19 protein-coding genes and 1 tRNA gene are annotated in these 23,225 nt (G+C 63.0%); 1 reads left to right on the top strand and 19 read right to left on the bottom strand.

Annotated elements, in window-relative coordinates:
• Positions 1-377: 377 nt before the first annotated feature.
• Genes BMY12_RS11550 through BMY12_RS11515 form a run of 8 tightly spaced genes read right to left on the bottom strand, consistent with a single transcriptional unit; the run spans position 378 to position 12,576 of the window.
• Positions 378-3,158, bottom strand: a complete 2,781-nt coding sequence (locus BMY12_RS11550; protein WP_177188962.1) for a DEAD/DEAH box helicase — start codon at positions 3,156-3,158, stop codon at positions 378-380.
• Entirely contained in the window at positions 3,155-3,829 is a 675-nt protein-coding gene (locus BMY12_RS11545) for a DUF4276 family protein (protein ID WP_093286150.1), read from the bottom strand. Before BMY12_RS11545 ends, BMY12_RS11550 begins: the two co-directional genes overlap by 4 nt.
• Complete coding sequence (locus BMY12_RS11540; protein ID WP_093286148.1) at positions 3,826-4,896, bottom strand: AAA family ATPase; 1,071 nt, start codon at positions 4,894-4,896, stop codon at positions 3,826-3,828. The genes BMY12_RS11545 and BMY12_RS11540 overlap by 4 nt, the downstream gene beginning before the upstream one ends.
• Positions 4,897-4,905: 9 nt before the next feature.
• On the bottom strand, positions 4,906-5,403 hold the full coding sequence (locus BMY12_RS11535; protein WP_093286146.1) for a hypothetical protein: 498 nt from the start codon (positions 5,401-5,403) through the stop codon (positions 4,906-4,908).
• A complete protein-coding gene (locus tag BMY12_RS11530; protein ID WP_093286273.1) occupies positions 5,400-8,615 on the bottom strand; it encodes a DUF1156 domain-containing protein in 3,216 nt (1,071 codons plus the stop codon). Before BMY12_RS11530 ends, BMY12_RS11535 begins: the two co-directional genes overlap by 4 nt.
• 12 nt (positions 8,616-8,627) lie before the next feature.
• Entirely contained in the window at positions 8,628-9,617 is a 990-nt protein-coding gene (locus BMY12_RS11525) for a hypothetical protein (protein WP_093286144.1), read from the bottom strand.
• Entirely contained in the window at positions 9,617-12,346 is a 2,730-nt protein-coding gene (locus BMY12_RS11520) for a DUF499 family protein (protein WP_093286142.1), read from the bottom strand. The genes BMY12_RS11525 and BMY12_RS11520 overlap by 1 nt, the downstream gene beginning before the upstream one ends.
• Complete coding sequence (locus BMY12_RS11515) at positions 12,346-12,576, bottom strand: helix-turn-helix domain-containing protein (protein ID WP_093286270.1); 231 nt, start codon at positions 12,574-12,576, stop codon at positions 12,346-12,348. The genes BMY12_RS11520 and BMY12_RS11515 overlap by 1 nt, the downstream gene beginning before the upstream one ends.
• Positions 12,577-13,203: 627 nt before the next feature.
• Here BMY12_RS11515 and BMY12_RS11510 point away from each other — a divergent pair.
• Complete coding sequence (locus BMY12_RS11510) at positions 13,204-13,473, top strand: hypothetical protein (RefSeq protein WP_143068936.1); 270 nt, start codon at positions 13,204-13,206, stop codon at positions 13,471-13,473.
• 279 nt (positions 13,474-13,752) lie between these two features.
• Here the strand turns inward: BMY12_RS11510 and BMY12_RS19985 are convergent, their stop codons facing one another.
• The 11 genes from BMY12_RS19985 to tolA all read right to left on the bottom strand — a co-directional run bounded on the left by BMY12_RS19985 (position 13,753) and on the right by tolA (position 23,222).
• On the bottom strand, positions 13,753-14,070 hold the full coding sequence (locus BMY12_RS19985; RefSeq protein ID WP_143068935.1) for a hypothetical protein: 318 nt from the start codon (positions 14,068-14,070) through the stop codon (positions 13,753-13,755).
• A gap of 99 nt (positions 14,071-14,169) precedes the next feature.
• Positions 14,170-14,685 (bottom strand): hypothetical protein, encoded by a 516-nt coding sequence (locus tag BMY12_RS11500; RefSeq protein WP_093286134.1) that lies wholly within the window; start codon positions 14,683-14,685, stop codon positions 14,170-14,172.
• Positions 14,686-15,894: 1,209 nt separating this feature from the next.
• Positions 15,895-17,127 carry a tyrosine-type recombinase/integrase gene (locus BMY12_RS11495; protein WP_245732472.1) on the bottom strand — a complete coding sequence of 411 codons (1,233 nt, stop codon included), beginning with the start codon at positions 17,125-17,127 and terminating at the stop codon, positions 15,895-15,897.
• Between the two features lie 146 nt (positions 17,128-17,273).
• A tRNA-Lys gene (locus BMY12_RS11490) sits at positions 17,274-17,349 on the bottom strand.
• An 88-nt stretch (positions 17,350-17,437) separates the two neighbouring features.
• Positions 17,438-18,109: a 7-cyano-7-deazaguanine synthase QueC gene (queC, locus tag BMY12_RS11485; protein WP_093286128.1), complete on the bottom strand. Its 672-nt coding sequence runs from the start codon at positions 18,107-18,109 to the stop codon at positions 17,438-17,440.
• Between the two features lie 4 nt (positions 18,110-18,113).
• Complete coding sequence (gene queE, locus BMY12_RS11480; RefSeq protein WP_218140166.1) at positions 18,114-18,785, bottom strand: 7-carboxy-7-deazaguanine synthase QueE; 672 nt, start codon at positions 18,783-18,785, stop codon at positions 18,114-18,116.
• Positions 18,782-19,330: a tol-pal system protein YbgF gene (ybgF, locus tag BMY12_RS11475; RefSeq protein ID WP_177188961.1), complete on the bottom strand. Its 549-nt coding sequence runs from the start codon at positions 19,328-19,330 to the stop codon at positions 18,782-18,784. The genes queE and ybgF (BMY12_RS11475) overlap by 4 nt, the downstream gene beginning before the upstream one ends.
• 70 nt (positions 19,331-19,400) lie before the next feature.
• Positions 19,401-20,297 carry a tol-pal system protein YbgF gene (ybgF, locus tag BMY12_RS11470; protein ID WP_093286122.1) on the bottom strand — a complete coding sequence of 299 codons (897 nt, stop codon included), beginning with the start codon at positions 20,295-20,297 and terminating at the stop codon, positions 19,401-19,403.
• 65 nt (positions 20,298-20,362) lie between these two features.
• Complete coding sequence (gene pal / locus BMY12_RS11465) at positions 20,363-20,887, bottom strand: peptidoglycan-associated lipoprotein Pal (RefSeq protein ID WP_093286119.1); 525 nt, start codon at positions 20,885-20,887, stop codon at positions 20,363-20,365.
• Positions 20,888-20,957: 70 nt separating this feature from the next.
• A complete protein-coding gene (gene tolB / locus BMY12_RS11460; protein WP_245732471.1) occupies positions 20,958-22,250 on the bottom strand; it encodes a Tol-Pal system beta propeller repeat protein TolB in 1,293 nt (430 codons plus the stop codon).
• A 75-nt stretch (positions 22,251-22,325) separates the two neighbouring features.
• The gene (gene tolA / locus BMY12_RS11455; RefSeq protein WP_093286113.1) at positions 22,326-23,222 is read right to left on the bottom strand and encodes a cell envelope integrity protein TolA; all 897 of its coding nucleotides are present in this window, start codon (positions 23,220-23,222) and stop codon (positions 22,326-22,328) included.
• Between the last annotated feature and the right edge of the window lie 3 nt (positions 23,223-23,225).

The following is a 23,225-nucleotide window of genomic DNA, read 5'->3' as shown; positions in this document are numbered from 1 at the left end:
GTGGTCAGCGCCCCCGAGAGAGCCTCGTGAGCGGATGATCCACAATGCACACCGAGTAGACACACGGAGCCTCTGTGTCATGCATCGGGTCCCAGCGGGTGAAGTGCGCATGCATGCCGCACGCGAGGCGCTGCGCACTTAATGCGTACTCGGTGCGCACCAGAAGCTCCGCGACCTAGGGCGGGGCCTTGTCTCCCGCCTCTCTTGTGGCAGGCTACCCGAGCATCGGCCAGCCTGCCAGCCAACGCATCAACCTTCATAGAGCCACCGGCCACTTAAATCTGCGACGAGCTGATTGTTCGCGTTGTAGGTCGGGGTAGATACTGCCGCTGGAAAGCGGGCTCACCGTGTCCGCAGGCCGCCGGCATCGTCATATTTCACGTCTTCCGAGCGATGATTTCGACGTACCCGATCAGCTCCGCCGAATAGCTGCCATTGCCATTCGCGGCTCCCTTGTGCTTCAGTTCCCGCTGTAGGGTCGGCTCAACGGCGTGGCTGAACAGATCGTTCCGTTGCTCGGGCCGGAACAGCGGTGTGGCGGGCGGCGCTTGCAGGTACTTCTCGCACAGGCGCTCGACCGCTGGAACACGCGTGCCGTCCTGCTTGACGGCGATGGGCTGCACCACCACTCGGCGCTCGCCCTTGCCAGCGGAGGCTTCCACCATCCACAACGACAGCAGCACCGGCTCGTCGACGTCGCCAGACACGGCGATCCCGACTTCCTCCGGCGGCACGCTGCGCCAGCGGCTCAACTCGTCCTGCACCAAGGGGTGATCCAAGCCCATCAGCTGCAGATCGTCCTGATTGGTCGCGGCTTCGCGGCTAAGGGTGAAGCGGGCGCGGCGAGTGCCTTCGACGGTGACGAGGTCGTAGGTTGCGTCGTCCACCTTGACCAGCTTCTGTTGGCGATCCGCGACCGCCGCCGAAAGGAAGCGCACCAACCGATCCAGGCTGGACGACACGTCCGAGAAGGGCTTGTAGTCGTCGAGACTGAATCCGTCGAGGTCTTGGAACAGGTCGAACACCACCTGCCGCGCCTCGCGGGAGTTCGACAGCGCCGCTTCCAGCTCTACCTGCGTGCGCTTCAGCTCCGGGTCGGACAGCGCTTCCTGGTACAGCCGGTCGTAGTTCAAGCGTTCCGACAGCTGCCCAAGAATCTGCGCACGCAGGTCTTCGGCCACGTTGCCCTGTTCATCCACCTTGCCGACGGTGCGCGCGATCTCGGTGAGCTTTTCGTCGAGCAGCAGGAAGATGCGGCCTTCGATGGTGTCCGACAGCACGAGGTTGTAGACCTGCGCGGTGTGGCTCTGGCCGTAGCGATGGATGCGCCCGATGCGCTGCTCCATGTCCATCGGATTCCACGGCAGGTCGAAATTGAACAAGACGCGCGCAAACTGTAGGTTGATGCCTTCGCGCCCCGCCGCCGTGCACACCAGCACGCGCGGGCCGTCCTTCAGGCGGAAGCGCCGCTCCGCCGCCACCTTCGCGCCGTGGTCGCCGCCGCGCAGCACGGCGATGCCCTGACCGGGGAAGGTCTGCTCGATTTCGCGAGCGATCATGTCCACCGTGCCGAGGTAAGTGGCGAAAATCACGATCTTCTCGTTTGGGTTTTGCCGCCACAGCGTGCCCAAGCCGTCGAGCAGCTTTTGCATCTTGGTTTCGCGCTCTGCCGGGAACATCCGCAGCAGGTCGCCGATGCGCAGACGCTCCTCCGGCAGATGCAGATCCACTACCGCCGACGCGGCTTCTTCGGCGTGCGTGGCCGAATACTCGCTGCCGTAGGGGTCAGAGGCCATCTCCAGCGCCTCTTCGTCCAGCTTCTTGACCAGCCGGTACTTCAGATCAGCCAGCACGCGATCCACCTCACTGCGACCGATGCTGTCACGCGTAAGGCCGAACTCCTCATGGATCAGCTCGCGCGCCTCCTCGGTCAGACGCTCACGGCCTTCGATGTCCAGTTCCTTGTCGCGCAGAAACGCTTCGTGCAGCGTCAGCATCAGCAGGCGGCGCTTGAGCGTGCGTCGTACGGCGGCGAAGCTCGAAGCCGCGATCTTCTGGAAGATCGCCATCAGGAATCCCAGCGCGCGCCCCTGGTTGCCTTGGCGGCGCGCGAGGTCGAAGCCGTCCTCCAGGTACTCGCGCAACTTCTCGTAAAACAGCCGCTCCGCCTGGTTCATCACGAATGACTCGGTGTGAACCCAACGCCGCGCAAACAGCGGCGAACCATCGGGCTGGCAGGCATCTGCCTTGGTGCGGCGGAACATCACCGTGTTGAGCCGATGCCGTTCCTCCAACATCTCCTCGGGGCTGCGGAACAATGTCGGGTTCAGCAGTTGCGCCAACATCCAGAATTGGAAGTGATTGCCCTGGTGCGGCGTGGCCGACAGCAGCACGAGGTCACGCGAGTGATCCTTTAGCGCCTCGGCCAGCTTGTAGTTCTCGGTCTTGCGCACCTTTCCGCCGGTCTTGTAGGCGGTGAGGTGATGCGCTTCATCGAACACCACCAGATCCCAGCGCGGCGCATCCAGCAGACGCTTGATGCGCGCCGGGCGCTTCAGGGCGTCGATGCTGGCGATCAGCCGGTCGTGCTTCGCGAAGGCATTGGTCTTGCGGTCGGTGATGTCACCTTCGGAGCCGAACACCTCGAAGTCGAGGTTGAACACCTCGTTCAATTCGCGGTGCCAGTTGTTCACGAGGCCCGCAGGCACCACCATCAAGGCGCGGGTCAATTCGCCCCGGCTGGCCAGCTCGCGCAGGATCAGCGCCGTCTCGATGGTCTTGCCCAAGCCCACCTCGTCGGCGATCAGGTAGCGCCGGGGTGAGGCGGTGGCGATGCGGTGGGTCAGTACCACCTGATGCGGCAGCAGGTCGATCTTGGCCGAGGTCAGCGCCGAGGCGCTTTCCATCACCGGCAGCGCGTGCGCCTCATAGGACAGCCACGCCTTGCGCGAGCGCTCCGCGCCGCCATCCACGGCGCGCAGGATGCGCTCGGTGCGAGTGAGTTCGCGCCGCAGCGATGCCACCGGCACCCGGCGCTCGCCGACGCTGAAGAACGCCCGCAGGTAGCCGTCACGCGCCGGGTCGAGCACGACGCCCTGACCGTACTCGGGGTGGGTGATGCGTTCACCTGGATGGAACAGGGCTTTAACGTCCGTCAAGTAACCCCTCCACCCAAGGCTTCCAGCCGATTCAACCAGCCATCGAAATGCGGGCACGCCGCGCGAACCGCCGCGATTCCGATCTTCTCCAGCAACGTCGGGCCATCGGAAGTTTCCTTGTAGCCGCCAACCAAACTGTGCAGTCGCGCCTTCGGATGCGTGGTCGCACCGTGGTTGATCAGCTCCGGAGAGCCCGCAGCCTGCACGGCAGTACGCAACCTATCGGCAAGATGCGCTTTTCCAAAATGCGCCTCGACGGTATCCGGCGCGCTGAACAGCCACGCTTCAAACTCATGCAGCGCCAAAAACGGGATGAACCGCTGATGGTTCAGTTTCGCCGCGAACCGAGCTTGCAACGCCGCGACGTTCTCGTGCGCAGCGCCTACGCCCAGTGCCTCCTGCAAGCCGGGAAAATCCTCCGGCAAGCCATAAAAATCGAGCAGCGTGCTCACCCACGCATCGCCGTCATGGATCAGTGGCCGCAGACTCTTGAGAATCTGGCTCCAGTTCGACACACCGCCACGAAATCCGCCGCCACTGGGCAGACGTTTCGTCCACAGCACAATGGGCGACTCCACGAACACGCCGTGCTGCGCCAAATGCGGAGTCAGGGTTTGTTTGACGAAAATCTCCTCGCTCTGGCCTTCCACCAGCATCAGAAGCCGCGTCATGGGCGCCCTCCAAGCACGTTCTTCTCCCACAGCTCGCCAATACTGAACTCGTCCAGCCAGCCCTTAAGCTTCTCCTCGTCGAGCTGGTTGAAAGTGGTTTTCAGGCCGTGGTTGTCTGCGACGATCACGTCCTGCGGCGCGAAGTTGTTGAGCAGCGTCACCGATTGCGTCGCCAGCAGCACCTGCACACGCTTGGACGCGGCTTCCAGCATCTCGGCCAGAATTCGGATAGCGAAGGGGTGCAAACCGAGTTCCGGCTCGTCGAGCAGGATCAGCGCGGGCGGATTCGGTTGCAGCAGCAGCGTGGCGAGGCAGATGAAGCGCAGGGTGCCGTCGGACAACGAATAGGCGTCGAAGTACGCCTCTGAACCCTTCTGCCGCCACTCCAGCTTGATCTTCTTCTCGTTGAGCTTGCTTGGTGCCAGCACGAAGCTGTCGAAAAATGGCGCAACCAGCCGGATGTGCTCCTCGATGTGGCGGAACTGCACTGGATGCTTTTCCTGCAACCAATAGAGATATGCGGGAAGATTGGCGGCGTTGGGGCGGAAGAAGCGGTTGTCATCAACATCCACCGTCTGCTTGGCTGGCGAGGTGTCCGAGGTGTCATGAAAGTGATAGACGACCAGATTCCGCACCTTAGGGAACACAAACTTGGGAATCTTGTTCTTGTAGGAAGCCGCTGCCTCTTCGAGCTTGCTCTCCTTGTGGCCCGCGGCAATGGGTTCGCCATAGCTCCAATAGCCGCTGTATTCCACGCGCTCGTATTCGAAAATCAACGTATCCTGCTCCGCCTTGAGCTTGAAGCCGTAGGAGTTTTGTTCAAGTGCGAAATCCAGCGATAGCGCAGGCGTCCTTTTGCGCCCGTGAAACAGAAAACGATCTGGCTCGCTGGCGACGTAAAGCTGAAGGTTGTGGGACAGCACGCGCTCCAACAGGCGGAACGCACCGATCAGGTTTGACTTGCCCGATCCGTTTGCGCCAACGACCACATTGAGATCGCCAAGCTTCAGCTCGGCGCTCTCGATGGATTTGAAGCCTTCGATTTTGACCTTGCGCAAGGTTTTCATCGTGGCCTACTAAGTGATTCGCAGGTGGAAAAGGCCCGCAGGCCTGCCGCTGTCGCGCAGCAGAATCTCTTGCGGGTACTCGTTGGCTTGGCCCCACAAGATGCGCCCGAGGTCAATCTGATGCCCGTGGGGGGCTTGGCATAGCCAACCCACCTCATCGGTGGCGGCATTCGCCCTGACGCGGCTGTGGCCGCCGGGCAGCCAGAAGACCAGCGCGCCATCGCTTCCCCACTCATCTTGAAACGACAGGATGGCGGGCTTGATCGCATCGCCCAGCCACGATTCGGCATCGCCCGGCGTCAGCAGGTCGAGGCTGCCGTCCAGCCCGGCCACGACCAGTGTCCTTCCGCGATTGCTTGGCAGGTCGTCCGGCCAGTTTCCTTTCGCACGGAGGAACTGACGCAGACTCCACACCTCGCTGGCCGCGCAGATCTGGTTGCGGGCCTCTTCGTCCCACACCCAACTGGTACCGCGCACCTGCCAGACCGGGTCGCGCAGCTGTCTCATTGCTCGTACTCCCCATCGTCATCGAACAAGGAGCCCTGCGCGGGCTGGGGTGCCTGGCTCGCGTGCCATGCGTTGTGGATGGACACCGCACGCGAGGCCGCGTTGCGCGTGGTCTGATCCGGGCCGTTGCGGTGCAGCCATTCCAGCAGCGGCTTCAGCGCCACGTGCGGCTTGAAGTTCTCGTTCTTCAGCGTGTCCGAGGCGTTGATGCCACTGCCGTCGAAGCACGCGCCGATCAGCACCAGTGCCTGATCCAGATCGGAGGTCAGCTTGCGGCGATGCTTGCCCGACCATTCGCGTGCGAAGTCCAGCGCGTCGGTGCGGGTGAACACCTTGTTCTTCTCCACGCACCAGCCACGTTGCACGAACTCGTCCGGCGTGGTGATCGAGCCTTTGAGGAACTTCTGCAACTGGTCGCGTTTCAGCTCAGGCGCGTTACCGAAGGTGCGCAAGAACTGGCGCGTAATCGGCTCGGCGTTGACCGGCGGCGCTTCCTTGCCCTTGTCGGCGTCCTCGTCGATGAGCTGGTTGATGCCCACCAGGGCGTCGCGCACGGAGATGGTGCGGCCTTCGTCCACATACACCTTGCCGTAGTGGCGCGAGAAATACTCCAGCGCCTTGCCGCGCCGGATCACCTGGATGTCGGCGGCGGGCAGACCCTCCTTGGCGTGGTTTTCCAGCATGGCCTGCAACTGGCGTACATCGGCCATCACCTCGCGGCGCATCCGGCCCCAGCTCACCGGCTTGGGTTCTTCGGTGCGCTTGCGGCAGACGTGGATGATGTCGTACTCGATGGTCTTGGAGCCGAACTGCCCAGAGTCCATCGCGGTATCGGCCCTAATGGGATAGGTCGCTTCGAGGTAGTAACCCGCATCGAAGAGCGATTCCAACACCGCTACCCACGGCTCATCCTCGCTGTGATGGAAGGTGAAGGCCAGGATGCCGCTGGGTTTGAGGATGCGATGTGCCTCGCGCCAGCACTGCGTCAATAGCCTTTGGTAGAAGGCGTCTGGATCATCCGGCTCGCGAGCTGGATTCGTAACTGCCTCTAGTGACTTCGGCGTGTACGGAGCTTCAAAGATGTCTGGATACTTGCCCTTCAGTAGCAGCCGAAGCCAAACGTAGAAGAAGTCAGACAGCTCTGAGTAATGTATGAGGCCGCCAAACGGGGGGTCAGTAATTACCAGATCAACAGATCCGCTGGTGATCTGAGCAAGGTCGCTCGAAGACCCACATGAAAGCTCAGCATCTTCTTCGGTCGGAAAGTCACCGGGGAATGCCTTCTCAGTTTTGCCGGTGGCCTCTATGCCAGTTCCGACAAGCTGGGTGGTGGGCACTAGGTCCCAAGGGCGTTGCCTCCATTCCGCGCCATCAACTATCGCTTCTCCAGCAGAAAGCCAACGGCCATCGCCAACTGGCGCGAAAACAGGAACTTCGAGCAGAGTGTTTCGCGGATGAAAATTGTTGTTCGCAAAGTGTTTGGTCGCTTGGTCGTTGGTTGGGTGATATACGGTGAACATGCAGTTAAAGCGCAAGAACTGCTGAAGTGCTCCCAATACGAACTCGCGAACTGCCCAATCGTAGTCACCTACGGTGTTGATTGCCTTGAGCAGCTGCGTGTGGACGAGCAACTGGCGCGGATTGAACATCGTCCACCAGTGCGTGAACCCGTGGTTCGGCACGCCACCTTGTAGATGGTGGGTCATGAAGCCGTAAGCCAGTTCAGAGCGCGGCCAGTAGTCCTTGAGGTCGGCGTCCTTGCGCGATTCCCATTCTGCAAACGCAGCGTCGTATTGCTTGGCGTGGGCCGTGTCGTAGGGGGCGAAGAAACGACCGCTGTAGGGCTTGCCCGCTTCATCGCGCATCGGTGCGTAGCCCTGCACCGCATAAGCGGCCATCGGGCCTGTCTTGCCCGTGGCCTTGATGGTAGTTAGCACATCCTGCACCGTGCCGCAGGCCGCGCAGGCGTAGCTCGACTTCTTTGGCACCGTGCCCTTCTCCGGCGCGAACGTGGCACCCGTATCCGGGTCGGTTACTTCATCCGGCAGCGCGCCGCGCACCTCCAGCAAGCGAATCTTCGCGGCGCGTGCGGCATCCCAGCGCGTAGTCGCCGCCACGTCGTCCTGCGCCGAACCGCCGTAAGGCTGGCCGTTGGCATCCTGCTTCGCCTCGCCCGCTAGCCATTGCGGATGCACCAGCAGGCTCAGTTCCACCTTTTTGTTCTTGCCCTTGCCCAGATTCACCATCGCGGTGTGGCCGCAGTGCGGGCAGATCACGCCCTTCTTGCGGTCAAGCACAGAGTAAGGAGTTTCGGTGGGCGCGATGTAGAACGGCGCATCGGGAGCCATGCGCGCGGCCTCTTCTTCCACATCGAAGGTTTCGTCACACTTGCCGCAGGTGTGTGTCCAGTGCTTGACGGTGAGCGTTTTCACCGCCATCACTGGGCTGGTCATGATCGGCGTGCGGTGGCCGCAACCTGTCACCTGACAAGGCCCGTGCTTGGCCCAGAAGGTGTAGATGATCTCCGGGCCTTCGTACTTGTAGTCCTTGCGCTGCTCACGCGGAATGGCGAGCGGGTCGAAGCCGGCGGGCATCACCTTCTTGGTCGGCAGATGCGTCCATTTGCCACTCTCACCCTGCGGCCCGTCGCAGTAGTAGTACGGCATGATTTGCGGTTTGACCTCGGCCTCGATGTCGGCGAGCAGCTTCTTCACTTGCTCCAGATCGACGTTGGCCAGTTCCTGCTTGACCACAAACCACGCGACCGGGTTGAGGTCGTTGCCGACCATCTGCATCCCGAGGCGCGTGCCTTCCACGAGGGTAGTGCCGCCGCCCATGAAGATGTCCGCCACCTTCAGGTGCTTGAATGCGCCCTTCTTCTGATGGTTGGCGTAGTAGTTGCTCCAAACCGTTTTGGATGTTTGAAGGAGATCGTCCGGGGCCTTCGTCGCCGCAGCAAGAAGCATCGATCGGAAAACACTTGAAGGCCTTCTTGCCCACCATTTGGCCATCTGATAGATCGGCTTGGTAGCGGCTCCTGAAGAGGATTCAACCGCCGCAATCTGATTGACCGCCAGGATCGGGAAATCCACCTCCAGGCAGGTCTTGGGGCGGTTGGGGTCGCTGAAATCGACGGTTTCGAGTGCGACCGCCTTGCCTGCGCCGACGGCTTTGGCGACTTCTTGTTGGAGGTGTTCTTTCTTGGTGGCCATCAGCCGCATTCCTTACTTGGTCAGCTCGACGAAGGGCGACAGCACTTCCAGCAGCGACAGGCCGCCATGTGTGAGCGTCGGGTAGCCGCCCTGGCTGCGCCATTTCCTGCGGCCCAGGGCCAACAGGTGCGCACCGTGGGGGCTGTTGATCTGCAGTGCAACGGGCGGCACGAAGGGGCCGGTGTCACCCGTGCCGGTCTTGTTGCGCCCGCTGGAGAATGTCTGCTTGAGGAAAGCCCCAACCTCGCCGTCGGCATCGGGGAAATAGCCGGTGGCCGCGTAACCGTGGTCGGAGGTGATGACCAGCCGCCGCCCGGTGGCGAGCCGCTCAACGAAGGCCCAGAAGTCGTCGCTGGACAACTGCTCGGCCACGTCCTTGGTCAGCGGTTCCAGACCCTGGCCTGCGCCGGAACCGTCGTGCAGCTTCGCGTCGGGCCAGTGATGCCAGAAGATCTGGTTCGGCGTGCTGCCTACAAGGGTTGCGCAGTCCTTCCACGGCAAGTCCACCGATTCGGTGCTGGCCACCTGCAGCTTGTGCGCGAGGCCGCCGCCGTTGTTCTGCAGTTTGCTGCGGCCAGCGAAGCCGAGCGCGCGGGCGAACTCATCGGTTTCGCCGGGCAACTCGGAGGCGCAGGCACCGACCTCGTGCGTGGCGAAGCCGCGCTCCTTCGCCCCCTGCAACAGCCACGGCAGTTCCCGGAGGGAAAGGCCGTCGAGAATCAGCACCGCCTTGGCGCTGAAGGGCTCGGCCCACCAACGCAGCAAGCGATCCGAGGTGCGCTCCACGCTGTCGCCAAAGGCTGGCCACAAGTCCCAGCCGCTGGAGGAGAGGAACAGATCCAGTGCGCCGATTTCGCGGTCGCGCCGCACGACCTCGCTGGGCGCATTGCCTGCGGCCAGCGGCTTTCTAGCGATCTCGACGGCCTGCTCAACGATGACGCGCCAAGCATCGGCGTCGGAGCCTTGGGTCAGGGCCTGCAAGGCGCTGGCAGTCAGGGCCATCAGTCGCCCTCCTTCTCAAGATTCAGCTCGAAGGACATGCCTTCGGGGAGCTTCTTGAGCAGTTCCTTGAGCTGCGCGCCGGTTGCGGCGGACACCTTGATGGACACCTCCGCGACCTTGGTCGCCGGGCCAATCCCCCAGCCTTCGATCTTGCCGATCAGGTTGAGCGGCGACGTGGCGGGGTTCGACAGAGGCGTGCGTGGCTTGGTGGTGCCGCCATCACCGCTGAAGATGCCGCCCGGCGTGGGCCCTGGTGTGGGAGCGGGCGAACCGCCCGGGGTTGGCTCGGCCACGCCCGGCGTGGGGGCAGCGCCACCACCTGGCGGAACACCGCCCGGCGACGGCGCGGGCGGCGTGGAGCCTCCGGTCGCGGGCACGGCCGAGGGAAGCATCACGAACACATCATCGAGATGGCGGCCCGTGAGCGAGAGCTTGGGGCGGAGACGCTTCCAAGCGGTGTCTTCGTCCTCGCCCGGATTCGTTTGCAGGTACTCCATGCCCCGAAGGTTTATCGCGACCTTGCCCTTGGCGCACAAACGCAGCAGGCGTTCCTTCATCGCCGTTTCGCCCAGCCACGGGATACAGTCCTGCCCGGCCGGGCGCGGCTCTTGCAGCTCGCGGAGCAGCTTGCCGACCGATTCGTTGTTGTTGGCGTATTCGAGCACCAGATCCTCGAAGTCTTCCGGCACGAAGAGGTCGCCGGTCAGCGCATCCTCGATGGCTTCTGGAATCTGCGAGCCCTGCTTGTCGAGACGTTCGACGCTGAACTTGCACTGCGCAGGGTCGGCGAAGTTCCAGCATTGCAGCACGGCGAAGCGGTCGAAGCGCTTCTTGAGGTTGTCGCGCAGGGTGTTCTCGAATTCCTTGTGCAGCTTCTTGTACTCGGGGTTCTGGCCGCCCCACTCCTGCGCCTTCATTTCGGCGCGGGCGAGGATGAGCAGGTCGCGATCCATGAAGGAGTTGGTACTGCCCGCGCGCGGGAGCAGGAAGCGCACGGTATTGCGGCGCTTCTGCAGCTGGTCTTTGAGCCAACGGCCCAGCGTGGCGTCGAGCTTGTCGGCCTCCTCTGGCAGTACGAGGATGGGCAGACGGTCATCCCACTTATCCGGCTGCTCGGCTTCATCAAGCGCCGTCCACGGATCGTTGACCCACGACTTGGGCAGGGCGATCACGCGGAAGGTCTTGGCGACCTCGTCGCTGCCGCCGATGACGTAGCGCACCTGCTTGGCGAGCTGAGCCTGATCCGTGCCGTCGGCGAACAGCTTGTCGTTGCGCGCGTAGGCCATGAGCTTGGCGCGCGGGTTCTCTTCCTCGCGGAACAGCAGTTTGGTGCCGTCCTGATGGATGTTGAAGCTGTTCTCGACGATGGTTGCCAGCTCGACCTGGAAGGCGTTGTCGTCCACCGGCTTGCCACGGGTGATGTCCAGCTGCAGCGTGGCGGGATCGGCTCCGGCGAGGTTGCCCACGGCAATCGAGCGCAGCCACAGTGCGCCGATGATTTCCTGCAGGTGTGGCGCGACGCTGGTGTGGTCGTGCCGCGCCTCCTGCACTGAGATGATGTTCTGCTGCGCCTTCTCGCGCAGCGTGCGGTGGTGCTGGTTGGCGACGGCTTCGAGCAACGCGCCGATGCCCGAGGTGTCGTCGTCCAGCCGGAAGTCGGCGGCGGTGAGCACGGGCACGGCCTCGCCACGGCTCTTGTAGAGGTTGGCGAGGATGCGGATCAGGTCGCGCGTTTCCTGCGCGTCGGTGGCGATGAGTACCTGTTCTTCGAGCAGGCGTAGCAGGTGCGGCGCGTAGGGCCACGATTCGGTGAATTCCCGGCGCTTGCGTTCCTGCTCGGCGGACGGCACGTCGAGCAAGCGGAAGGACTCGGCGACGTGCTGCGCGACCAGCGATTCGATGGTGCCGCTGGCAATCTGCAGGCGGTTGTCGAACAGGCGGTGCAGCAGCATCCTGCGGCGATCCAGCTGAATGCGCTCAGCGCTGCCGCCCGCCTTGAAGTCGATGGCGACCGGGTTGACGCGATGCACCTGCTGGTAGGCGTCGCTGCCGCCGTTGCGCACCGAGATCACCAGCACCAGCAGGTCGGGGCGCTCCTTGGCGATCTCCGACAGAATCTGGATGAAGTTGAACGCCCAGTTCTTCCACGGGTATTGCTTGGTGTTGGTGAGGCCGTCGTACCACGTCTGGAATTCGTCCAGCAGAAGCATCGTCGGCTTGTTCTCCAGCAGCTCAATGATGAGCTTGTCGGATGGGATTTCGGTCTTGGACGCGCCCTGGCCGTCCCACTTGCCCCTAATGAAGGTGCCGTGCGGATGGTTCTCGAACAGGACATCCCACAGGAATTTGTAGCGGTGGCGATGCAGGCTTTCGCCAATGACGTGCATCCCGTCGCGCAATGCGATCTTGCCGATGCTGGCGTCGGCCAACGTGGTCGCCCAGGCATTAAGCCACGAGCCTGTCGAGCTGGGGTCGGTGACCGCGTGGTAGAGCGCGGCCATCAAGTGTGACTTGCCGAGGCCGCGTTCGCCGATCACGACCACGGGGCGACCCTGGTTGGGGCCGACAGCCTCGATGCCTTTCAACACGTCGTGCGTGGGATAGGTAATCTCCAGAAACTGCTTGGCCGCGATCTGGGTCGCGCCCGTGTGTTGGTCGTTGGACAGCTCGATGGCCGTGCCCTTGAGGCGCTTGCCCCGGAATTCTTCTCGTAGCGTCAGTCCAAGCATTACTTCCGATCCCCTTTGTTCAATGCCTTGCTCACGGCGCGTTCGGGACTGCCCGCGGATTGCTGCTTGATCCAGCTCTCGATATCGCTGCGCGAGAATCGCCAGGTACCGCCGAGCTTGAACGCAGGGATCTCCCCGCCCGCTGCGAGCCGATAGATCGTGCGCTTACCCGCCTTCAGGTAGGCCGCGACCTCGTCCAAGGTCAGGATGTCGCCATCAGACTGTGCCATTGCCGTTCCCATGCAGACATTCACTATTTATTGCCAACTTTTGCAAGATTTACCACAGATTGGATGCGGCCAACAGGCGGGGAAGCGCGAGCCTCCAGGCATTTTGATGAGGGCGCACCAGGAAAGAGCACCAACTACGGACGGCTTGCGGGTGGCTATAGACGCAATTCACGCTCGCCAAGGGCAAGGGATTGCCGTTTGTTTCGGAAGGCCCCAAGCGGGGATGTCCTCGGCGACCACCTAAAGTGCTCCATCCGAAAAAGCGGGGTAGAACCCCAGCTTGGATTGTGGGATCTGGGTTGAACACGTCCGCCGGCGAGAGTATCTTGCTGCCCAGCCGGTGCTTGACTCCCTCCTTGGGCAATTGTAGCCCTATGGACCTGGACCAAGCGCCGGCTTTTTGTTGGTCCATGTACCGCAGCAGCCCTTCATCGATCCAGTTCTGGATGTGCTGCGTCTACGATCTCGGATGAATGCTCGCGATGTCGTTGATGCTGATGCGCTGCTGACAATTCATTTGCACGCTGCTTCTTGGTCTTAGCAGACGTCTCGACGGTATCCAGCGCGAGTGCTGAGTGCGCAGCTGCCGCTCGCGCAACTTATTGGCCTCTTCCGGGGGGCACGGAAGTGAGCGCGTTCCGCGCGCTGGCGATCTGTAGATCGAGCAAGCGGCCTTGCGGCACGGTCCCAGAAATGCTCGGTATCAGCCTGGGCCTGCCGCTGCAGCGCCAGCCTGCGATCCTGTCGAGCGTGGACTCGGTCCTCGTCCTACAGCTAGTTAAGACGCTGCTGCTGATACAGCTTCATCGTGCTGAGCGTGTTCAGAAAGCCCTGAGTGAAACCATTTGCAGCATCGAGATCCATAACAGCTTCCGGTCTCAAAATTTCACGTCATAGGCGACAGCCGCAGTGTCTGCGCCCGTGCGAGGAACGCTGCCAATGAGGTACTGCGCGAGCCATTCACGGGCCTTGGCGTCACCGGCAAGTGCGTCATTGACGGCTCGCATACAGATATTCATCCAGGTCTCTGGCGGGCATGCCGCCTTCAATGACTGGAGATAACCCTCCTCAATCGCGCGCGGCGGCCGGCCTGGCCCGCCAGAGTTGCCAGCAGCGAATCGACCGTTTTCACCACGGTCTAAACGGTGCTTTCGAACGCGAGAGGATCTTGGCGTTTTAACGGGCATGGACTGTCGTCGGTACTGATAGCCGCTCCGCTTGATCGAGGCTCTTCAGCGCTGCCCTCAGATCACTAGCCACCTTAAGCAACCTCGCAGGTTTGATTGCCGCGAGCCGCTTACGGCGTATTTCGATGAGCTGCTGATAAAGCTCCGCAGGGGCGCTACCTCCGTCGGCAGCTTTGACTGCAGCAGCCAGCGCTACGGCGAACTCCTCATCGATACCCTGGCGGAGCTCCACTTGGTGGTTTTTTACGAAATCGAGGCGTTTGAACAAATCATGCAGCAGAACCCTAAACTCAGCGTTGATCGTCATGTGTCATTTCACCAGATGGTAAATATCTAGAAAGGTGTACGGATTCAGTAGTGGCGAAGGTGCGGAGATCCGCCCTTTTCGCTACGGATTCCGTAGTTTTCATGCTGCTTTTTTGCTCATGTCGATTCGGTTTCCGTACTGGACAGTTACGATTTCCGTACTGGGCGCTCTGTCCTCTTGTTTGAGCTTCCTGGGCGTCCGCTTGAATAGGATGGTGACTGCCTGCTTCCAGTCGCCAGGAGGCGCGCTCGTCGCCGCACAGTCCAGCTTGCCATTGCACTCGTCGATCGCATGCCATGTCAGCGCGTAAAGGCTGGGCCCGATGCCAAGCCCTCCTTGGCGTGTCTGCACGATCAAGCGGTAGTGCTGAAGCTCTCGCAGCGCCCATAGCAGTGTTTCTGGCGAGGAGAACCCATGGGGGCCGACGACTTTCCGCGCCGCACACAGGTCGCCATTGTTGCCGCCGTTGAATTGGCGAGCCAGAACGCACAACAGCTTGATTGCAGTACCGCCGCAGCGCTTCCAGTTCTCGCTGTCTTGCACCGCATGCGGGATCGCGGTGAATGCACCACCCTCGCGTCGACCCTTGTGCTTGACGCGGCCTTTTGATCGCATGGCGCTTCCCGATCACAACGAGGCCTGAACGCTTGCGACGAACTGCGCACGACGCTCAGCAGCACGACGAGTGGCTTCAGGGCACAACTGATTAAGGCCGATATGCGCCACGCGGCCGTCGGCGAAGCTCGTGCTTACGCGCGTATAGGTCACCGTCCAGCGAAGCCTCAAAATTGCGAAGGTGTGGTGGCTTAGCCGTCCACTACCACGTGCAGGCACGGCCAGAACTTTTTGGAGCGCGACGCCCGAGATACGCTGGTGTTGGCAGTAGTTCGGCAGCTGAAAGCTTTTGCCTTTGGCAGCCGGGAGTGCTGACGCTCGTGCGGCATTTCTATCCGCAACCATCAGGCCGTCTCCCGGCCCTGAGCGAGCTTGGCAACGTAAGCTTGAAGATCACTTTCCAAATGGAAGCTGCTACGACCTCGCTTTATGAGCGGCGGCAGCTCCCCAGATTTGATCAAACTGTAATAGGTGGTTCTAGATCTAGCACCCACTATTTGCATCGCTTCACTAGGCGGAACTAGTCGATCTATCTTGTTCATGGTCGTCCTCTGGTGGCAGGGCGACCAACAATTTATTCGGCAATGTCTTAGATTCAAGCAAATCCGCTAACTTTTTTGGGCGGCATGTAAAATTTCAGACACGAGCACCCCGCATTCATTCCGCTAGCCAAGTGTCGTGCCAGGCTTTTCCTAACAGCTACTTACGTCATGAAAAGCATACCGATCAAGACAAGGACGTGCGGCCAAAACCGAGTCGCTTCCCTGCCAGCATACAGTTTGATTGACTACAACCTGAATCGTCTTTCTGCGCACTACCGCCATATATCAGTGGTAGCTGTAGCTCGCCACTGGCGCCAGAAATAGCTGGTACCGCGGCAGCGCGCCTTTGAGACGCCTCCGAATGCGAGTCTTTCCCGAAAGCTGCATATCCGCTTCGAATCCGAGCTCTAGAAGCAAGGCCACTTCCTTCGCGGTTAGCTAACCAGCCTACACCGAGATCTCCAACTTTTTTGGGGCATCGGCGGATTGCGTTCGTGTTTTTTCTTTTTCAAGTCTGTCTACTTGCCAAAACTACGGATAGCTGTCGTGGCAAAGGATGCCATGACGGTCTAGACGCCACATCACCTCTTCGCCGCCACGCTTCGGCGTCCATGCGACCTTTTTGCTTTCGTTATCGGCACGCTTGGCACCTTGCGCGTACTGCGGCTCATGCTGCTCTCCCGAAGTTACCCGCCAACACCTTGCGGTCTTCGCGCAGTGCATCGAGATAGTCCGCCCAGCTCTGCATCATCTTGCGGCGCTCGGGCAGGTGCTCGGCGTAGTTGTAGGCGGCGCGCACGCTGTTGCGCTCGCCGTGCGCCAGCTGGCGTTCGATGGCGTCGCGGTGCCATCCCTGCTCGTTGAGCAGCGTGGAGGCCATACTGCGGAAACCATGCCCCGTCATCTGCTCACTGGAGTAACCCAGGCGGCGCAACGCGGCGTTCACTGTGTTTTCGCTCATGGGCCGATGGCGTGAGCGTTCACCAGGGAACAGATAGCGGGCCTTGCCGGTGAGGCGCTGCAGCTCGCGCAAGATGGCCACGGCTTGCGCGCTGAGCGGCACGATGTGCGGCGCCCGCATCTTCATCTTCTCGGCCGGGATGCGCCATTCCGCGCCGTCCAGGTCGAACTCGGCCCACTCTGCCCGCCGCAGCTCACCAGGGCGCACGAAGAGCAGCGGCGCCAGCTTCAGCGCGCAGGCAGTGGTGAACGTGCCCTGATAGCCGTAGATCGCGCGCAACAACTCGCCTACAGCCTTCGGCTCGGTGATGCTCGCGTGATGCTCTTTCCGCCAGGGCGGCAGTGCGCCCTTTAGGCTGGTTGTCGGGTCCGACTCGGCGCGTCCAGTTGCCACCGCATACCGGAAGACAGCGCTGCACACTTGGTTCGCCCGGTGCGCCGTTTCCACAGCACCGCGCGCTTCGATCCTGCGCAGCGTCGCCAGCACCTCGGGCGCCTTGATGTCAGCCACAGGGCGCACGCCAAGCCAGGGGAACACGTTACGCTCCAGGCGGCGCAGGATCGTATCGCGGTAGTCCTGCGTCCACTTGGTCGCTTGCCGCTCGATCCACTCGCGCGCCAGGGCCTCGAAGCTGTTGGCGCCGGCTTCTGCCTTGCGCGCCCGGTCGGCCTGCCGGTCGGCTGACGGATCGATGCCGGCGGCAATCAGCTTGCGGGCCTCGTCGCGCCGGCTGCGGGCGTCCTTCAGGCTCACCTCTGGATACACGCCCAGGGATAGCCGCTTCTCCTTTCCCTCGAAGCGGTACTTGAGCCGCCACCACCGGCCACCAGCTGGCGACACCTCCAGGTAGAGGCCACCGCCATCGAACAGACGCTTGGCCTTTTCCTGCGGCTTGGCGGTGCGAACTTGAATCTCGGTGAGCGGCACTGTTGCCCCCATGGGGTTCTGACTTGCCCCCATTGTTGCCCCCTGTTGCCCCCGGCTGTCAATGGACAGAAATGGACGGCAATGGAGCTTCAGACGTAAAAAAAACCCGCAATTTCGCGGGTTTATTGTGCATCTGCGGACAGTGCTGGATGCTTATTTGGTGGGTCGTGCTGGATTCGAACCAGCGACCAACTGGTTAAAAGCCAGCTGCTCTACCGACTGAGCTAACGACCCTACGCGCGCTCGGCAGACGCCTTGAAGCGTCGTGCGGGGCGCGCATGATAAACGAACGTCCCGCGCAAGGCATCTGTTGCGCGAGCTTTCAGCGATACGGCGTGGGATCGGCAATACCCGCCTCGGCGAAGCCGGCCGCGCGCAGACGGCAGGAATCGCAGCGACCACAGGCGCGGCCCTGCTCATCGGCCTGGTAGCAGGACACCGTGAGCCCGTAGTCCAGGCCCAGGCGCAGACCTTCGCGGATGATCTCGGCCTTGCTCAGCTTGAGCAACGGCGCGTGGATGCGAAAGCACGCGCCTTCGACGCCGGCCTTGGTGGCGACATTGGCCAGCTGCTCGAAAGCGTCGATGAAGGCCGGACGACAGTCGGGATAACCCGAGTAGTCCACGGCATTGACGCCGATGAACAGATCGGTGGCGCCCAGCACCTCGGCCCAGCCCAGACTCAGGGACAGGAACAGCGTATTGCGCGCCGGCACGTAGGTGATGGGAATGCCGGTCACCGGCGTCTCCGGCACGGCAATGCTGCGATCGGTCAGCGCCGAGCCGCCCACCGCGTCCAGATCGATGTGCAGGGTCTGGTGACGCACCGCGCCCAGCGCAGCCGCCACGCGCTGCGCGGCGGCCAGTTCAGCGACATGGCGCTGCCCGTAGGACACGCTCAGCGCGTAAGTCTCGTAGCCCTGCTCGCGGGCCAGCGCCAGCACGGTGGCGGAATCCAGGCCGCCCGAGAGCAGCACCACAGCCTTCTTGTTCATGCCTCTAACGTCCCGGCGTATTGCCCCAGAGAATCTTGTGCAGCTGCAGCTGGAATCGTGCCGGCAGGCGGTCCGCCAGCAGCCAGTCAGCCAGCTGTGCGGGCGCCACTTGCGCGGCGCTGGGCGAGAACAGCACCGCGCAGCGCCTGGCCAGCTGATGCGTCTGCAGCTGTTCGCGCGCCCATTCGTAGTCGCTGCGGCTGCAGATCACGAACTTGAGTTCGTCCTGCGCTTGCAGCAGATCGAGATTTTCCCAGCGGTTGCGCGCCTGCTCACCGGAATCCGGGGTCTTGATGTCGACGATGCGCCGCACGCGCGCATCGACGCCGGCGATATCCAGGGCGCCGCTGGTTTCCAGCGAGACCTGGTAGCCGGCATCGCAGAGCCGCGTCAGCAGCGCCAGACAGTTCTTCTGCGCCAGCGGCTCGCCGCCGGTGACGCAGACATGCGCAGCGCCATAGCTGGCCACCTGCGCGAGGATGTCGTCCAGGCTCTGCCACTGCCCGCCGTGGAAGGCATAAGCGGTATCACAATACTGGCAGCGCAGCGGACAGCCGGTCAGGCGCACGAACACCGTCGGCCAGCCCACTGAAGCGGACTCACCCTGCAGCGAGAAAAAGATCTCGGTGATTTTCAGCCGCGGCGGCGCGGCCGTGCTGCTGCCTGCTGCGGTCAATGCATCGCGTCCAGACGCTGCTGCGCGCGCTGCGCCGAATCGGTGCCCGGATAGGTCTTCACCACCCGCTGCAGCGTGGCGCGCGCCGCCGGATCATCATTGAGCTGGAACTGCAGCATGCCGACCTTGAGCATGGCATCGGCGCTCTTGGGGCCTTCCGGACGCTGCAGCACCTGCTGGAAACAGGCCAGTGCCGTCTTGAGATCGCCCTTGATGTAGGCGGCCTGCCCTGCCCAGTACATGGCATTTGCGGCCAGCCTGCCGTCCGGCCATTTCTGCACCTGGGCCTGGAAGGCGCGGATGGCGTCCTCGTACTTGCCATTCTTGAAGGACTCGAACGCGGCGTGATACGCCGTCTCTTCGTCGGCGGTGCTCGCCTCGCCGCCGGAAATGGTCACCGGCGCGGCCAAGATCTCATCACCACCCGCCGGCGCGGCGCGAATGGGCGTGGGATTGCTGCCGGCATCCGGTGGCGCGGCCTGCGCGGCGGCGGCCAGGCCGAACGCGAGAAGCGCAAACAGGATGCGGTGGGCGCTCATCAACATGCGATACCTCCTGCATGGCGCAGGATCGAAATGACGGCGCCGGGTCCGGTGCGGAGCGGCGCCGGAAGGCTTATTTGCCCGTGTCCAGACGTTGCTGTGCCAGGCGCGCGGCATTGCTGCCGGGATAGCTCTTCACCACGCGCTGCAGCGTGGCGCGCGCATCGGCGGGCTGTTTGAGTTCAAACTGCGTGAGACCCATCTTGAGCATGGCGTCGGGTGCCTTCACGCTCTGCGGGAAGCGCTGCAGCACGGCTTGAAAGGCGCCGAGCGCGGACTTGTAGTCGGCGCGCACATAAAAGGCCTCGCCGCTCCAATACAGGGCACTGTCGGCGTACTTGCCGTTGGGCCACTTTTCCAGCTGGGCGTGGAAGCCCTTGGTGGCCTCGTCGTACTTGCCGTTCTTCAGTGCCTCGAAGGCGGCCAGATAGGCCGCTTCTTCGCCGGGAGCGGGTGCGACCGCGGCAGCCGGGGCCGGAGCAGCCGCCGCAGGGGCAGCAGCGGGCGTCACGGGCGCGGCGGCCGGAGCCGGCACCGTCGCAGCCGGCGCTGTCACGCCGGCCGCCGGGACCGTGCTGTCCGGAGGCGTCGCGGCGGCAGGCGCGGCATAGCCATAGGGCTGCGCACCGGAAGCCGCCGCCTGGGCGGCCGCCTCCAGACGCTGCAGGCGCTGCGTCAGATCGGTCTGCTGCTGCTGCAGCTGATTGAGGTCGTAACGGAGCTTTTCCGCGTCACCGCGCAAGGACGCCAGATCCTGGCGGGTGCGCTGGTTCTGCTCGTCCACCCCGCCGAGATTGGCGGCATCCAGACGTCGCGACAGCGTGGCGACCCGCGACTCGACGTTCTGCAGGCGCCGCTCCTCCGGGGAGAGTGCGTCATTGCCGCCAGAAAGGCTGCCGCCGTAATCCGATGCGCAGCCGAGCAGCAGGCTCGTCAGAACGGCAGCGGTGGCGAGACGAATCCCGGACATTGCACGGCTCCTCAGAAAACGGCGAAGCGATCAGCCTTGCGGCCGATCGCTTCGCGCACGACAGATTACAGGCGGATGATCTGAACGCGACGGTTCTGCGACCAGGCGGCTTCGTCGTGACCTTCCACGGCCGGACGTTCCTTGCCGTAGGAGATCACCGCGATCTGCGCCGGCGTCACGCCAGCGGCGGTCAGGGCGTCACGCACCGCATTGGCGCGGCGCTCGCCGAGGCCGATGTTGTACTCGCGGCTGCCGCGCTCGTCGGTATGGCCTTCCAGGCGCACCTTGGCGGCCGGGTTGGCGCTCAGGTAACGGGCGTAGGCACTGACCACCGACTTGTACTCTTCCTTGATCACGCTGGAGTCGTAATCGAAGTACACGATGTTGTTGGTGAGCGCGCGCTCAGCGGCGGTGCGTGCGTCCTCGGCGGCGTTGCCGAGCTGGTTGGCACCGCCCGTGGTGTCGGCGTAGCCGCTGGTGTTGGTGTTGACCGGCACCGGTGCCGAGGAATCGTGCTTGCCGTGCGAGCAGGCACCCAGCAGCAGGGCGGTAAGGACACCGACAGCAAGCAGGAATTTATTGCGCTTCATTTTCACAACTCCGGGATACTGGACAGCGGGATTTGAGAGGGCGAGAGAGACAAACAATGCGGGAGGAGCATCACTTCAACAGAGGCGACCAGGCCGGTTCCTGCACGTCGCCGGTGGCCTGGCGCATCGTCAACCGCACCCGCCCGTCCACCGATACCGTCTCAAGCTGCCGCCCATGCGGCCCCTGCGAAGAATAGATTATCACGGCGCCGCCGGGCGCGAACGAAGGACCTTCATCCAGAGGCCCGTTGCTGAGCAGGTGCAGCGCACCGCCAGGCAGATCCTGCAGGGCGATACGCTGACGGCCGCCGTCCACGTTCACGAACAGCAGCGACTTGCCGTCCGGCGCGTAGCTGGGACGCAGGTTCTGCGAGCCCTGGAAGGTCAGGCGCGTCGGCTCGCCACCGGCAACGCTGATCTCGTAGATCTGCGGCCGGCCGCTGCGGTCGGAGGTAAACACCAGCTTGCTGCCGTCCGGCGACCATGCCGGCTCGGTGTCGATGCCGTAGTGGTCGGTCAGACGACGACGATTGCCGCCGCTCACGTCCATGACATAGATGTCGGGATTGATTTCAAACGACAGAACGAAAGCCAGCTTCGTGCCATCCGGCGAGAATACCGGCGAGCCGTTGATGCCCTTCTCCGAAACCAGCTTGCGCACCTGGCCGCTGGCCAGGGTGTGCAGGTAGATGGCGGAACGGCCGCGCTCGTAGCCGACATAGACCAGCTGCTTGCGGTCCGGCGACCAGTTCGGTGACATCAGCGTTTCACGCGAGGTGGCGATCACGCGCGGCTGCTCGCCGTCGGAGTCGGCGACGATCAGCTGATAGGTGCGCTGATAACCCAGGCCCTGCGCCGAGACGTAGGCGATCTTGGTGTTGAAGTAGCCCGGCAGGCCGAGCAGCTTCTCGTAGACGATGTCGGCGATCTGATGCGCCGCATAGCGCATCTGCTCGGGGCCGCGCACCGGGATGTCATAGGCCACCACCGACTTGCCGCTGAGCGAATCCAGCAGGAAGAAGCGCGCCACGTAGCCGCCCTTGCCGTCGTCCAGCACCTGGCCGACCACGACGTTGTCCGTGCCCTGGCTGCGCCAGGGTGCGGGATCGAACTGCGCCGGCTGGTTCGGCTTCTGACGCATCTCGTCGCGGCTCATGGCGCGGAAACGGCCGCTGCGCACCAGATCGTTCTCCACCACCTGCGCCACGTCCACGCGCACGCTGCCCACCTGCGTGAAGGGCACGATGGCGATGGGCAGTGCACCAACATCGCCGTTGGTGACGGTGATCTGCAACTGTGCCTGCGCGGGTGCAATCACCAGTGCGAGTAGCAAGGCCAAGGCGGCTGAAAGGGACTTGAGCATGGTCATGACCGAAAAGTTGCGGGGTTTTTAGCGATGCACAGATGAATGCCCGCTGTCTGGCTTGCCTTTACCGCTTCATTGGCAGGCATTGGACGCCGGACAGAAGGTGACGGAAATGTTGGGCACAAAGGCCGCGGGATCGGGCGGCAGCGGCATGGGGCTGGCCTTGACCACCGCAGCCTCCACGGAGCGGTCCAGCGGATCGGTCCCGCAGCTCTGCGTGACCTTGGCCGACAGAACCTCGCCATTGGGCGCCAGCTGCATGGCCACTACGCAGCGGAACGCCGTGGGCGAAGCCGGCGGCCGGTTCCAGAACTTGCGGATGCGCGCGGCCAGCACCGAGCCCCAGTCCGCCTGCGCGGCCTGGATGCGGCCCCGCAGTTCGGCAGCCAGGGCGGCGGCCACTTCGGCTTCGCGACGCTTCTTTTCCTCTTCGGCGGCGCGGCGACGCTCTTCCTCGATCTTGCGCTTGAGTTCTTCCTCTTCCTGCTTCTTGCGCAGCTGCTCCTGCTTCACGCGCTCGGCTTCCTCGCGCTTGAGGCGTTCCTCTTCCTGCTTGCGGCGATCCTCTTCAGCCTTCTTCTGCAGCTGTTCCTGGCGCTTGCGCTCGGCCTCGGCTTTCAGCTCCAGATCCTTCTGCTTGCGCTGCTGGTCCTCGACGCGCTTGCGCTCCTGGGCTTCCTGCGCCTTGCGTTGCTGTTCCTGCTTCTGCTCCTGCTGACGCTGCGCTTCCGCCGGGCTGGGCTTGGGCGGCTCAGGGGTGGGCTCGGGCTTTTCCTCCGCCGGCGGCGGCGTGGGCTGCGGCGGCGCCGGCGTGGGCGCCTGCGACTGCTTGCGGTCCAGCGAGACGATGGTCGCCTCGATCATCGGCGGCGCCTGGATCTTGCGCGTGAACAGCGCACTGGCGATCAGCAGCAGAAACAGCAACACATGCAGCCCGAGAGCTGCGAGCAGGTAGCGGCGTTCGATCATTGC

The sequence above is a fragment of the Solimonas aquatica genome, assembly GCF_900111015.1.
Classification (GTDB): Bacteria; Pseudomonadota; Gammaproteobacteria; order Nevskiales; family Nevskiaceae; genus Solimonas; species Solimonas aquatica.
The sequence above is the reverse complement of the archived record's forward strand: the minus strand, read 5'-3'. Positions and strand labels throughout refer to the sequence as shown.

Excerpts from the sequence above, each read along its gene's own strand:
- BMY12_RS11545 (WP_093286150.1), bottom strand. The coding sequence starts at position 3,829 with ATGACGCGGCTTCTGATGCTGGTGGAAGGCCAGAGCGAGGAGATTTTC.
- BMY12_RS11540 (WP_093286148.1), bottom strand. The coding sequence starts at position 4,896 with ATGAAAACCTTGCGCAAGGTCAAAATCGAAGGCTTCAAATCCATCGAG.
- BMY12_RS11535 (WP_093286146.1), bottom strand. The coding sequence starts at position 5,403 with ATGAGACAGCTGCGCGACCCGGTCTGGCAGGTGCGCGGTACCAGTTGG.
- BMY12_RS11530 (WP_093286273.1), bottom strand. The coding sequence starts at position 8,615 with ATGGCCACCAAGAAAGAACACCTCCAACAAGAAGTCGCCAAAGCCGTC.
- BMY12_RS11525 (WP_093286144.1), bottom strand. The coding sequence starts at position 9,617 with ATGGCCCTGACTGCCAGCGCCTTGCAGGCCCTGACCCAAGGCTCCGAC.
- BMY12_RS11520 (WP_093286142.1), bottom strand. The coding sequence starts at position 12,346 with ATGCTTGGACTGACGCTACGAGAAGAATTCCGGGGCAAGCGCCTCAAG.
- BMY12_RS11515 (WP_093286270.1), bottom strand. The coding sequence starts at position 12,576 with ATGGCACAGTCTGATGGCGACATCCTGACCTTGGACGAGGTCGCGGCC.
- BMY12_RS19985 (WP_143068935.1), bottom strand. The coding sequence starts at position 14,070 with ATGACGATCAACGCTGAGTTTAGGGTTCTGCTGCATGATTTGTTCAAA.
- BMY12_RS11500 (WP_093286134.1), bottom strand. The coding sequence starts at position 14,685 with ATGCGATCAAAAGGCCGCGTCAAGCACAAGGGTCGACGCGAGGGTGGT.
- BMY12_RS11495 (WP_245732472.1), bottom strand. The coding sequence starts at position 17,127 with ATGGGGGCAACAGTGCCGCTCACCGAGATTCAAGTTCGCACCGCCAAG.
- queC (WP_093286128.1), bottom strand. The coding sequence starts at position 18,109 with ATGAACAAGAAGGCTGTGGTGCTGCTCTCGGGCGGCCTGGATTCCGCC.
- ybgF (WP_177188961.1), bottom strand. The coding sequence starts at position 19,330 with ATGTTGATGAGCGCCCACCGCATCCTGTTTGCGCTTCTCGCGTTCGGC.
- ybgF (WP_093286122.1), bottom strand. The coding sequence starts at position 20,297 with ATGTCCGGGATTCGTCTCGCCACCGCTGCCGTTCTGACGAGCCTGCTG.
- pal (WP_093286119.1), bottom strand. The coding sequence starts at position 20,887 with ATGAAGCGCAATAAATTCCTGCTTGCTGTCGGTGTCCTTACCGCCCTG.
- tolB (WP_245732471.1), bottom strand. The coding sequence starts at position 22,250 with ATGCTCAAGTCCCTTTCAGCCGCCTTGGCCTTGCTACTCGCACTGGTG.
- tolA (WP_093286113.1), bottom strand. The coding sequence starts at position 23,222 with ATGATCGAACGCCGCTACCTGCTCGCAGCTCTCGGGCTGCATGTGTTG.